11 protein-coding genes are annotated in these 11,926 nt (G+C 67.3%); 6 read left to right on the forward strand and 5 right to left on the reverse strand.

Annotated features, from left to right (window positions below; all coding sequences use genetic code 11):
• The first annotated feature begins 14 nt into the window (after positions 1 to 14).
• The 4 genes from AC5P9I_RS11955 to AC5P9I_RS11970 all read left to right on the forward strand — a co-directional run bounded on the left by AC5P9I_RS11955 (position 15) and on the right by AC5P9I_RS11970 (position 4,571).
• Positions 15 to 1,307: a tryptophan--tRNA ligase gene (locus AC5P9I_RS11955; protein ID WP_053461929.1), complete on the forward strand. Its 1,293-nt coding sequence runs from the start codon at positions 15 to 17 to the stop codon at positions 1,305 to 1,307.
• 130 nt (positions 1,308 to 1,437) lie between these two features.
• Positions 1,438 to 1,734 carry a hypothetical protein gene (locus AC5P9I_RS11960; RefSeq protein WP_053461930.1) on the forward strand — a complete coding sequence of 99 codons (297 nt, stop codon included), beginning with the start codon at positions 1,438 to 1,440 and terminating at the stop codon, positions 1,732 to 1,734.
• Between the two features lie 146 nt (positions 1,735 to 1,880).
• Positions 1,881 to 2,813, forward strand: coding sequence for an MBL fold metallo-hydrolase (locus tag AC5P9I_RS11965; RefSeq protein ID WP_074726498.1), 933 nt, complete (start codon positions 1,881 to 1,883; stop codon positions 2,811 to 2,813).
• Positions 2,814 to 2,918: 105 nt separating this feature from the next.
• Positions 2,919 to 4,571: a M28 family metallopeptidase gene (locus AC5P9I_RS11970; RefSeq protein ID WP_053461932.1), complete on the forward strand. Its 1,653-nt coding sequence runs from the start codon at positions 2,919 to 2,921 to the stop codon at positions 4,569 to 4,571.
• Positions 4,572 to 4,698: 127 nt separating this feature from the next.
• Here the strand turns inward: AC5P9I_RS11970 and AC5P9I_RS11975 are convergent, their stop codons facing one another.
• Together AC5P9I_RS11975 and AC5P9I_RS11980 are read right to left on the reverse strand one after the other, a co-directional pair.
• Positions 4,699 to 4,995, reverse strand: coding sequence for a hypothetical protein (locus AC5P9I_RS11975; RefSeq protein WP_130768713.1), 297 nt, complete (start codon positions 4,993 to 4,995; stop codon positions 4,699 to 4,701).
• 67 nt (positions 4,996 to 5,062) lie between these two features.
• Positions 5,063 to 6,397 carry an MFS transporter gene (locus AC5P9I_RS11980; RefSeq protein ID WP_057494450.1) on the reverse strand — a complete coding sequence of 445 codons (1,335 nt, stop codon included), beginning with the start codon at positions 6,395 to 6,397 and terminating at the stop codon, positions 5,063 to 5,065.
• A 224-nt stretch (positions 6,398 to 6,621) separates the two neighbouring features.
• Here AC5P9I_RS11980 and yedA point away from each other — a divergent pair, with 224 nt between their 5' ends.
• Positions 6,622 to 7,527, forward strand: coding sequence for a drug/metabolite exporter YedA (yedA, locus tag AC5P9I_RS11985; RefSeq protein WP_049468675.1), 906 nt, complete (start codon positions 6,622 to 6,624; stop codon positions 7,525 to 7,527).
• Positions 7,524 to 8,420: an EamA family transporter RarD gene (rarD, locus tag AC5P9I_RS11990; protein ID WP_053461935.1), complete on the forward strand. Its 897-nt coding sequence runs from the start codon at positions 7,524 to 7,526 to the stop codon at positions 8,418 to 8,420. Before yedA ends, rarD begins: the two co-directional genes overlap by 4 nt.
• Positions 8,421 to 8,724: 304 nt before the next feature.
• Here the strand turns inward: rarD and AC5P9I_RS11995 are convergent, their stop codons facing one another.
• The 3 genes from AC5P9I_RS11995 to AC5P9I_RS12005 are packed head-to-tail and all read right to left on the reverse strand — an operon-like array spanning position 8,725 to position 11,922.
• A complete protein-coding gene (locus AC5P9I_RS11995; RefSeq protein WP_130768683.1) occupies positions 8,725 to 10,047 on the reverse strand; it encodes an ABC transporter permease in 1,323 nt (440 codons plus the stop codon).
• Positions 10,048 to 10,060: 13 nt separating this feature from the next.
• The gene (locus tag AC5P9I_RS12000; RefSeq protein ID WP_053506795.1) at positions 10,061 to 11,218 is read right to left on the reverse strand and encodes an ABC transporter permease; all 1,158 of its coding nucleotides are present in this window, start codon (positions 11,216 to 11,218) and stop codon (positions 10,061 to 10,063) included.
• A 14-nt stretch (positions 11,219 to 11,232) separates the two neighbouring features.
• A complete protein-coding gene (locus tag AC5P9I_RS12005; protein ID WP_130768684.1) occupies positions 11,233 to 11,922 on the reverse strand; it encodes an ABC transporter ATP-binding protein in 690 nt (229 codons plus the stop codon).
• Between the last annotated feature and the right edge of the window lie 4 nt (positions 11,923 to 11,926).

Raw genomic sequence — 11,926 nt, forward strand, 5'->3', positions numbered from 1 at the left:
TTCCCCACGCAGTCATGACGACCCGAGTCCTTACCGGCATCACCCCCTCCGGCACGCCCCATCTGGGCAACTACGTTGGCGCCATCCGTCCGGCCATCGCGGCCAGCCGCGCGCCGGGGATCGAGAGCTTCTTCTTCCTGGCCGACCTGCACAGCCTGATCAAGTCGCAGGACCCGCAGCGCACCCAGCGCGCGACCCTGGAGATCGCAGCCAGCTGGCTGGCCTGTGGCCTGGACCCGGAACACGTGTGGTTCTACCGCCAGAGCGACATCCGCGAGACCACCGAGCTGATGTGGTTCCTGACCGCCATCGCCAGCAAGGGCATCCTCAACCGCGCGCATGCCTACAAGGCAGCGGTGGACAAGAACCGCGAGGAAGGCCTGGACGAGGACGCAGGCGTCAGCGCCGGCCTGTTCATGTACCCGGTGCTGATGGCCGCCGACATCCTGATCTTCAAGGCCAACCAGGTACCGGTGGGCCGTGACCAGATCCAGCACATCGAGATGGCGCGCGATTTCGCCCAGCGCTTCAACCACGTGTATGGCAAGGAGTACTTCCCGCTGCCGGACGTGGTGATCGACGAGCAGGTGGCGACGCTGGCCGGCCTGGATGGCCGCAAGATGAGCAAGAGCTACCACAACACCATTCCGCTGTTCGTGCCGCGCGAGGAGCTGAAGAAGCTGGTGTTCTCGATCCTGACCGACTCGCGCGCGCCGGGTGAGCCGAAGGACACCGAAGGCTCGGCGCTGTTCCAGATGTACCAGGCGTTCGCCACCCCGGAACAGACCGCGGAATTCGCCAAGGCGTTCGCTGCCGGCATCAGCTGGGGCGACGCCAAGCAGCAGCTGTTCGAGCGCATCGACAGCGAACTGTCGCCGCTGCGCGAGCGCTACAACGCGCTGATGGCCGAGCCGGAGAAGATCGAAGCGCTGCTCAAGCGCCGTGGCCAGCAGCTGCGCGAGCAGTTGGCGGCACCGCTGCTGGAAGAACTGCGCCACGCCGTGGGCCTGCGCGACCTGTCCACGGCAGGCGACATCGCTAGCGAAGATGCCGGCGTGGCCCGCGTGGCGCCGCCGCAGTTCAAGCAGTACCGTGAGAAGGACGGCCGGTTCTACTTCAAGCTGACCGCCGGTGACGGCACGCTGCTGATCCAGAGCGAAGGCTTCGATTCGCCGCGTGATGCCGGCCAGCTGATTGCCGTGATCAAGCAGGCCGAGCAGGGCGACCAGCTGCAGAGCGAGCTGTTCAAGCTGGACGCCGAGGTGGACGCGGTGCTGGCCGCGCTGGCCGTGCTGCGCGAAGAATAAAGGTCGTGCCAGCGGCTGGCACGACCACGGTATTTGCATAGGAAATGCCGGCCAGCGGCCGGCACTACCCGCCAACGAAGGTCATGGCATGATGTCCGCGCGCCGCCGGCGCGATGACATGGAGTCTGCGATGGCCTGGTTGTCGCTGCTACTGTTCCTGCCCTGGTTCCTGCTGCTGGGCGGCCTGTACTGGCTGTTCCCGCGCCAGCCGCGCAGCGTGCGGCGGCGCCTGTTCGACGGTACTACCTTGGTACTGGCTTTCGCGCTGAGCATCGTGTCGATGCTGTGGGGCTACCGTATCGGCGTGGTGCAACCCGGTGCCGGCCCGATCTGGCCGCAGGTGCTGGCGGTGCTGTACGCCTACGGCGCGTTCCTGGCGGTGCTGGTGCTGGCCCTGCTGCTGCGGCCGCGCTGGCTGCACCGGTAGTGCCGGCCGCTGGCCGGCAACGGCAGTCAATGGGCTACCCCGTTGCCGGCCAGCGGCCGGCATTACCCGACCAAAGCCGCATCGAACCCGGGCCGCCCGCGCGCCTACCATGGGTGTCTGTTCCCGATCCTGCCAGGTGCGTGCCGATGACCGCCGACCCCAGCATCCACACCATCGATACCGGCTTCCAGCGCCCCGACTTCGACGCGGCCTACCTGATCGTTGAAAACGGCCGCGCCGCGTTCGTCGACTGCGGCACCGGGCTGTCAGTGCCGGCCATGCTGCAGGCGCTGGCCGACGCCGGCCTGGGCGTGGATGCGGTGGACTGGCTGCTGCTCACGCACGTGCACCTGGACCACGCCGGCGGTGCGGGTCTGCTGATGCAGCAGCTGCCGAACGCGAAAGCGGTGCTGCACCCGCGCGGTGCACCGCATATGATCGACCCGACCCGGCTGATTGCCGGTGCCACGGCGGTGTACGGCGCCGAGGAAATCGCGCGCAGCTATGGCCGCATCGAACCGATTCCCGCGCAGCGCGTCGTGGTGGCTGAAGATGGCCACCGCATCGACCTGGCCGGTCGCGAGCTGGTGCTGCTGCACACGCCGGGCCATGCGCTGCACCACTATTGCGTGTGGGATGCGCGCAGCCGCAGCTGGTTCACCGGCGATACGTTCGGTATCTCCTACCGTGAGCTGGACAGCGCGCAGGGGGCATTCATCTTCCCCACCTCCTCGCCGGTGCAGTTCGACCCGGAGGCGATGAAGGTCTCGATCCGGCGCATGTTGGGCTACGCGCCGCAGGCGATGTACCTGACCCACTATGGGCGCGTGGGACAGGTGGAGAAACTGGCCGACGACCTGTTTGAACAGATCGATGCGATGGCGGCCATCGGCCGCCAGTGCGACGGCCGGCCTGACCGCCACCGCTGCCTGCTGGCGGCGTTGCAGGCACTGTACCTGGAACGTGCACAGCTGCATGGCTGTGCGCTGGACGATGCGGCGGTGACTGCGGTGCTGGCGATGGACATCGAACTCAACGCGCAGGGCCTGGCCTGCTGGCTGGACCGCATCCGCCCGTAAAGCCCCGCCATGCGTGGATGAGGGGGACCAACGCTGCGCCGTGATGTCACGTCCACGTTACACTCTGGTGACTTCCAAGCTAGCCGTGGTATTGCCGTGAATCCGATGCGCGTGTTGCTGCTGTCGTCCTGCCTGTTTGTCGGTGGCCTGGCCCATGCGGCCAATGACCTGCCAGGTGGCGGCATCGATCCGCAGGCGCTGTCTCGCCATGTGCAGGTGCTGGCATCGGATGAATTCGAGGGCCGCGCGCCGGCCACCGAGGGCGAAGAGCGCACGGTGCAGTACCTGATCGAGCAGTTCCGCAGCTACGGGCTGCAGCCGGGCGGCGTGGATGGCAGCTGGGTGCAGCCGGTGCCGTTGGTGCGCGCGCAGCTGGACGGCCCGGCCAAGGCCAGCCTGGCGCTGAAGCAGGGCCGCCGCGCGCTGACCAACGGCGTGGACGTGACCCTGCAGAGCCTGCAGCCGCGCAAGCGCGTGCAGATCAAGGAGGCACCGCTGGTGTTCGTCGGCTACGGCATCGATGCGCCGGAACGCCACTGGAACGACTACAAGGACGTGGACCTGCACGGCAAGATCGCCGTGGTGCTGATCAACGATGCCGATTTCGAGGCCGATGCGCCGGGCGCGTTCGATGGCAAGGCGGTGACCTACTACGGCCGCTGGACCTACAAGTTCGAGGAAGCCGCACGCCGTGGTGCCGAAGGCGTGCTGATCGTGCACGAGACCGCGCCGGCCGCGTATGGCTGGGCCACGGTGAAGAGCTCGGGCACCTCGCCGCTGTTCGACATCGAGCGCGGCCAGGCCGAAGCGATGGCGCAGCACACGCCGCTGCGTGGCTGGATGCAGCGCGAGCTGGCCGAGGCGATCTTCGCCGACGCCGGCCTCGACTTCGATGCGGAGAAGCGCAAGGCGATGCGCGCCGACTTCCGTCCGGTGGCACTGGACAACGCAAAGCTGAGCGTGGATTTCGCGCTGAAGCGCGAGCAGGTGGTCACCCGCAACGTGGTGGCCAAGCTGCCCGGTGGCGAGCATGGCGACGAGGCGGTGATCTTTTCCGCGCACTGGGATGCCTTCGGCATCGGCCAGCCCGACGCCAAGGGGGACCGCATCCGCCGCGGTGCGATCGACAACGCCACCGGCGTGGCCACGGTGCTGGAACTGGGCCGGGTGTTCGCCGCCGGCCCGCAGCCGCAGCGCACGCTGTACTTCGTGGCGCTGACCGCTGAAGAGAAGGGCCTGCTGGGGGCCAGCTATTATGCTGCGCACCCACTGGCGCCGCTGGACAAGACCGCCGCGGTGCTGAACATCGAGATGTTCAGTCCGGATGGCCCGACCCGCGACATCGCGTCGTGGGGCAAGGGCCGGGTGTCGCTGGAAGGCGACCTGGAACGTGTGGCCAAGGCCCGCGGCCGCAGCTACAGCCCGGACCCGAACCTGGAAGCCGGCTTCTTCTACCGCGCCGACCACTTCGCCTTCGCCCGCCTGGGCGTGCCGGCGATCACCATCGGCCCGGGCCTGGACAAGCTGGACGGTGGGGTTGAAGCCGGCCGCGCGCTGCGCGAGAAGTACTTCGCCGACTGCTACCACCAGGCCTGCGATGCCTGGACGCCGAGCTGGGACCCGAGCGGCCACGCCGCCGACACCCTGCTGGTCTACGACCTGGGTGCGGAGCTGGCCAACAGCCGCCGCTGGCCCACGTGGGAAAAGGAATCGGAGTTCCGCAGCGCGCGTGACAAGAGCGAAGCGGCCCGCCGTTGAGGTAGTGCCGGCCGCTGGCCGGCAACTCCCTGCTCTTCCCGGAGGTTCATGAGGTTGCCGGCCAGCGGCCGGCACTACCGAAAGAATGTGGAGGTGTCGGCCAGCGGCCGGCACGAACGGGTGTTCGTCAGCGCCGGCGCAGCAGCTTCCAGGCGCCCCAACCACTGGCGGCGAGCGCTGCCAGATAGCACGCCACCATCGTACGCAGGCCGACCAGCGATCCGCCGTTGACGCCGCGATGCAGGCGCAACTGCAGCGAGCTGTGGCCGCTGCCCAGGTCCACTGCCAGCTGCAGCATCAGTGCGGCGCAGAACACCAGCAGGGCAATCCCGAAACCGATGCGTGGCCACGTGGCCTGTGCGCTGGGGCGGCGCAGCAGCCAGGCCAGTGCCGTGGCTGCGACCAGCGTCGCCGCGATCCACATCAACGGGGCGGCGGGAGAAGCCGCGGCCACCGGCAGTGCACCGGTGGCCGCGATCACGGCAGCGCGCTTACTTGCGGGTGCCGTCGAGCCAGTTCGGGCCCTTGTTGGTGAGGAAGAACACATAGACCACCAACGATACCGCGATCGTGGCAGTCACGTAGATGGCGAACCAGTCGACGTGGCCGGTCTTCAGCGCGCCCTGGTACAGCAGCGGGGCGGTGCCGCCGAACAGCGAGTTGGCCAGCGCATAGCCCAGGCCCACGCCCAGTGCACGCACGTGGGTGGGGAACAGTTCGGCCTTCACCACCGCGTTGATCGAGGTGTAGCCGGTGAGGATGACGAAGGCCAGCGCCAGGGTCAGGAAGGCCAGGGTGGCATCATGCTGGTGCGGCAGCTGGGTGATCAGGTACCAGCTGTACAGCACGCCGCCGACGCCGAAGAACACCAGCAGGGTCTTGCGGCCGATGATGTCCGACAGCCAGCCACCGACCGGCTGCAGCACCATCAGGAATGCCAGCACGCCCAGGTTGATCAGGGTGCCGGTCATCGGATCGTTGCCGGCGAAGGCACTCTGGATCATCTTCGGGCCGTTCACCGAGTAGGTGTAGAAGGCCACGGTGCCGCCGGCGGTGATCAGGAAGCACAGCAGCAGCGGCCGCCACTGGTGCACGAACAGTTCGTACATGGAGCCGGACTTCTGCGCCTTGCCCTCGCGCGCAGCTTCGATCGACGACTCCGACAGCGACTCGTCCATGCCCCGGCGCAGCCAGAACACCACCACCGCGGCGATGCCGCCGATGCCGAAGGCGATGCGCCAGCCCCACTCGGAGATCTCCGGCTTGCCCCAGAAGGTCAGCATCAGCAGCAGGGTCAGCTGGGCCAGCACATGGCCGCCGACCAGGGTGACGTAGTGGAAGGAGGACAGGAAGCCGCGTCGGCCGGGAATGGCAGCCTCGGACATGTAGGTGGCGCTGGCACCGTACTCGCCGCCGGTGGCGAAGCCCTGCAGCAGGCGCGCGAACAGCAGGATCACGGCTGCCCAGATGCCGATGCTGGCGGCGGTGGGGGTGACGGCGATCAGGAACGAACACAGCGCCATCAGCGTGACCGAGACGGTCAGCGCCAGGCGGCGGCCGTGGCGGTCGGCGAAGCGGCCGAAGAACCAGGCGCCGATCGGGCGCATCAGGAAGGTCGCTGCGAAGATCGCCCACACGTACATCGTGGAGTTCTTGTCGTCCGGCGAGAAGAACTGCGATTCGAAGTACACGGCGAACACCGAGTACACGTAGACGTCGTACCACTCCACCAGGTTGCCGGCGGAGCCTTTGAGTGTGTTGGAGATCGACCGGCGCAGGGCGGCGCGGTCGTTGGCGGGGACGGCGGGTTGGGACGTGGTGCTCATCTGGGTGGAAATCCTCGATGCGGCGCGTCCGTGCGCAGGGAAAACGGCGCACGGTCATCGGGACGGCGCGACCGGGCAGCCTTCTTGGTACTGCATCGGCCGTCAACACGGGGTAGCAGACCAGCGCAGGGTGCATGGATGGATGACAGCGTGCCACCGTACGGGGTGCCGGACCATACTCAAAACGTCCTAGAATCCGCCTTCCCCCGGCTCCCTGGTGTGTCATGTCGGCTCCCCCCTCTTCGTCTGCGGCTGCCCCCCGGGGTGGCCTTGTCGCGCTGGCGCTGCTGCTGGTCTATGTGGTGTGGGGCTCGACCTACCTGGGCATCGCCAAGGCCCTGCATGGCGGCGCGCTGCCGCTGACGATGGTGTCCGGCAGCCGCTTCATCGTCGCGGGCGGCCTGATGTTCCTGGCGCTGCGCCTGTTCTGGAAGCTGCCCAACCCGACCCTGCGGCAGTGGCGCAACCTGGTCATCATGGGCGTGACCATGCTGGTGCTGGGCAACGGCATGGTGGTGCTGGCCGAGCGTGAGGTGTCCTCGGGCCTGGCCGCCACCGCGGTGGCCTCGGTGCCGCTGTGGATGGCACTGTTCTCGGCGTTGCGCGGCCAGCACGCCAGCCGCGGTGAATGGCTGGGCATCGCCATCGGCTTCCTCGGTGTGGTCTGGCTCAATGCGGGCAGCAGCCTGACCGCTTCGCCGACCGGGCTGGTGCTGCTGCTGATCGCGCCGATCGGCTGGGCCTTCGGTTCGGTGTGGGCACGCGGGCTGGACCTGCCGGGCCCGTTCATGACGGCGGCCGGGCAGATGATCTGCGGTGGCGTGCTGCTGGTGCTGATCGGCCTGGCGGTCGGCGAGCGCCCGACCACGCTGCCCGATACCGGTGGCCTGCTGGCGATGGCCTACCTGTGCGTGTTCGGCTCCATCGTCGCGTTCACCGCCTACGTGTGGCTGCTGCAGAACGTGCGCCCGGCGCTGGCCGGCAGCTATGCGTACGTCAATCCGGTGATCGCGGTGCTGCTGGGCGCGCTGCTCAACGGTGAGCGCTTCGGCTGGCGCGACCTGCTGGCGATGGCGGTGATTCTCCTGGGTGTGGTGGTACTGACGATGGCAAGGACGCGCAAGAAATGAGCATGGACGAGAAAGAACAGCGCCGGGGCCTGCTGGTCACGGCCTCCACCTTCGTCATCTGGGGCCTGGTGCCGGTGTACTGGCACCTGCTCAATGAGGTGCCGTCGTTCCAGATCATCGCCCACCGCATCATCTGGAGCACCGTGCTGGTGCTGGGCTGGCTGCTGCTCAGCGCACGCCTGGGCTGGTGGCGCAAGATCGCCGCGCAGCCGCGCGCGCTGCCGATCCTGCTGGTCTCGAGCCTGACCATCGCGTTCAACTGGGGCCTGTACATCTGGGCGGTCAACGCCGGCCATGTGATCGAGACCAGCCTGGGCTATTTCATCAACCCGCTGGTGAACGTGCTGCTGGGCGTGCTGGTACTGAAGGAGCGGCTGCGCCGCCTGCAGTGGGTGGCGGTGGCGATGGCGGCGGTGGGCGTGGCGTGGCTGACCATCGACGCCGGCACGCCGCCGTGGATCGCGTTGGGCCTGGCCTGTTCGTTCGGCCTGTATGGGCTGCTGCGCAAGCTGGTCTCGGTCGACCCGGTGGCGGGGCTGGGCGTGGAGAGCATGTACCTGTTCCTGCCGGCGCTGGCCTTTGCGATCTGGGCCGAGAACGGCCATGGTGGCGCGTTCTTCCATGGCTGGGGCTGGCGCAACGACCTGCTGCTGATCTTCGGTGGCGTAGTGACTGCTGTTCCACTGATCGGCTTTGCCTACGGTGTGAAGCGCATTCCGCTGTCGCTGGTCGGCATCCTCCAGTACATCGCACCGAGCCTGCAGCTGCTGCTGGGCGTGTTCTTCTTTCATGAAGCGTTCGATACCGCCAAGGCGATCGGCTTTGCCGCGATCTGGGCCGGCCTGATCCTGTTCGTCGGCGACAACATCCGCACGATGCGCGCCAAGCGGTAGCGCAGGCGCAGCTACGGGGTCGGATCCCTCCGCAACGTGGAGGGCTCTGACCCCGCCTTCGCGCAAAAAGAACGGCGCCCCGAAAGGCGCCGTTCTGCTTCCAGCCATGGCCAGGAGAGAGATGGCCGTGGTGGGAACGCGGATACAGATGATGGGCGCGCGATTCTAGAGGGTTTCCATTGGCGATGGTCCGGCAGCGTGCCGCCAAGATGAATCGCGTCCAACAATCCACAGACGCATGACAAAAAAAAAGGACGGAGCCTTCGCTCCGTCCTTGCGGGTGTGCCGCTGCGAAGCCGGGGGCTCAGGTTTCGCGCAGCGCCGTGGTGATCGGCAGGCGCGCCGCGCGCAGTGCCGGGAACAGGCCGCCGACCAGGCCGATGCCCAGTGCCCATTTCAGGCCGGTCCACAGCAGTTCCGGCGACACGTGGAACTTGAACACCACCGCGCTGAAGTTGCTGCCGATGGTGGACACGCTGTAGCCGTTGAACAGCAGCCACGCCACCGCACAGCCGAGCAGGCCACCGAGCAGCGCCAGCAGCATCGTCTCCAGCATCACTGCCGTCACCACCGGCAGGCCGCGGAAGCCGATCGCACGCATGGTGGCGATTTCGCGGGCGCGCGTGGCCACGGCCGCATACATGGTGTTGAGCGCGCCGAACACCGCACCCACCGCCATGATCGTGCCGATCACCTTGCCGAGGATGTCGATCAGCTTGGTCAGCCCGCCGCCCTGCTTGCTGTAGTAGACGCGGGTGGTTTCCACGTCCAGTTTCAGGCGCGGGTCGGCGGCGACGGCGGCCTTGAACTGCTCGAAGCCAGCCTTGCCCTCGGTGCGCACGCTGATCGACTGCCAGGCGCTGCGCTGGTAGGTGGTGGCCAGCGTATCGGCGTCGGTCCACAGTTCCGAATCATGCGCATCGCCGGTGGCGAATGTGCCGACCACGGTCCAGGTCTGATTGCCCAGCGTCAGCGTCCTGCCGACCTTCATGTCGCGGAACTGGCCCTTGGCGCCCTGGCCGACCACGATCTCGCGCAGGCCAGTGGCGAACTTGCGGCCCTCAACGATCTTGACCTTGTCATGCACCGCCCACGCCTGCGGGCCGACGCCGCGGAACTGCGCGTTGACGTCGGTGCCATCGGACTTCGACACCAGATTGACCACCTGCGACAACTCGGGCGACAGCAACGGCCGGCCCTGCGCATCGCGGCTGATGCCGGGCAGGGTGGACAGCATCGGTACCTGCTCGCGGGTGATCACCGAGTTGGTCTCGGCCTGCGAGCCCCCGCGCAGCACGATGGCGGTGGTGTCATCGCCGGTGTTGTTGAGCGTGGCCTGGAAGCCTTCGCCCATCGCCAGCATCGCCACCAGTACGCCGACCACGCCGGCGATGCCGACCACGATCACCGAGGACGCGCCCCAGCGCTGTGGCAGGCTGGCCACGCCGATGCGGGTGGCGGCCAGCGCCAGCCGTCCACCGCGGGTCAGCAGCAGCCACAGCGCCACCAGCACGGCCACGGCCAGCACGCCGATCCACGGCAGGCCGATCCACAGCACCAGGCCGACCGCCAGCAGCAGCACCGTCACGCCATTGCCCAGCCACTTCTTGAGTTTGCTCTTGAACATGTCGGTGTCCTCCTCAGCGGCCGGCCAGTGCGTCGACGATCTTCAGGCGCTTGGCACGCAGCGCCGGCAACAGGCCGACGATGATGCCGATCACCACGATCAGGCCCAGCCCCATCAGCCAGGTCGGCGTCGGTACGTGCGGCGGCAGCATGCCCATGCTCTTCGGCCCGATCGCCGGCAGGATCAGCGCGGCCAGGCCCATGCCGATCAGGCCGCCCAGGCCGATCAACAGCACCGACTCCACCATCACCAGGGTCAGCACGGTGCTGTCCTTGAAGCCCAGCGTCTTCAGCGTGGCCAGCTCCGGCACGCGCTCGCGCACCGCCTGCGCCATGGTGTTGCCGGTCAGCAGCAGCAGGGTGAAGAACACCGCGCCCATGATCGACGTGACGATCATGCCGATGTCCGCGAACTGCTTGACGAAGGCCTGCTGGAACGCCGATTCGGTCTGGGTCTTGGTCTCGTGGTCGGAGTTGGCCGAGATCGCATCGATGGCCTGAGCCACCCGCGAAGAGTGGTCCGGGTTGTCCAGCGTCACCGTGTACCAGCTCACCTGGTTCTTGATGTAGTCGTTGGATTCATCGAAGTACTTCCAGTTCATCATCAGCTGGCGCTCTTCGTTGGCGGCCAGCGCACGGTCCTTGGAGCGGTAGATGCCCTTCAGCACCAACGGCCAGTCGTTGCTGCCGCCACGCGGGAAGATCGTGGCCTGCAGCGGGATGGTATCGCCGATCTTCCAGCCGAACTGCTTGGCCAGGGTCTCGCCCACGATGGCGCCGGTACGGGTCTGCTTCCAGTCTTCCAGCTGCGCCGGGTCGATCTGCAGTTCGCGGTAGACGTCGAAGTAGTTGGGCGACACCGAGAAATTCGGGAAGAAGTTCTTCGGGTCCTGGTAGATGCCGCCGAACCACATGCCATAGGCCACGTCGCGCACGCCAGCGACCTGGCGCACCTGGGTTTCCAGGCGGATCGGCAGCGACTGGGTGATCGACAGCCGAGAAGCGACCACCAGGCGGTTGGCCCCTTCCACGCTGCCACCGGACGAGAACGCCACGCGCACCGAATCGAGCATGCCGAACAGCAGGAACGCGGCCACCACCGAAAGCAGGGTCAGCAGGGTGCGGGTGCGGCTGCGGAACAGCTGTGCCCACACCAACGAGAAGTATTTCATCGCCGTGGCCTCCGTCAGTGGGCCAGCGGCGCGTCGGCCAGCTCGCCCTTGTCCAGGTGCACCGTGTGGGTGGCGTACTCGGCAGCCTTCGGGTCATGGGTGACCATGATGATGGTCTTGCCGTGCTCGCGGTTGAGCTGCTGCAGCAGGCCGAGGATCTCCTCGGCGGACTGGCGGTCGAGGTCGCCGGTGGGTTCGTCGCAGATCAGGAAGGTCGGGTCGGAGACGATCGCGCGGGCGATCGCCACGCGCTGCTGCTGGCCGCCGGACAGTTCATTCGGGCGGTGGCTGCGGCGGTCGGCCAGGCCGACCAGGGTCAGCGCGATCTCGGCATTGCGGCGGCGCTGAGCGGCATTGAGGTGGGTCAGCAGCAGCGGCAGTTCCACGTTCTTCTGCGCGGTCAGCATCGGCATCAGGTTGTAGAACTGGAACACGAAGCCGACATGGTGGCTGCGCCAGGTCGACAGCTGGCCGCCGCTCATCTGGTCGATGCGCTCGCCCTCGATGCTGATCTCGCCGCCACTGGGGTTGTCCAGGCCGCCGATCATGTTGAGCAGGGTGGTCTTGCCCGAGCCGGACGGGCCCATCAGCGCGACGAAGTCGCCGCTGGCGATGTCCAGGTCGATGCCGTGCAGCACCTGCACTTTCTCGGGGCCACGCTGGTAGGTCTTGGTGATGTTGCGCAGTGAAACCAGGGTCGACATGGGT

This window comes from Stenotrophomonas sp. YJH_SMC_29, from assembly GCF_059371235.1.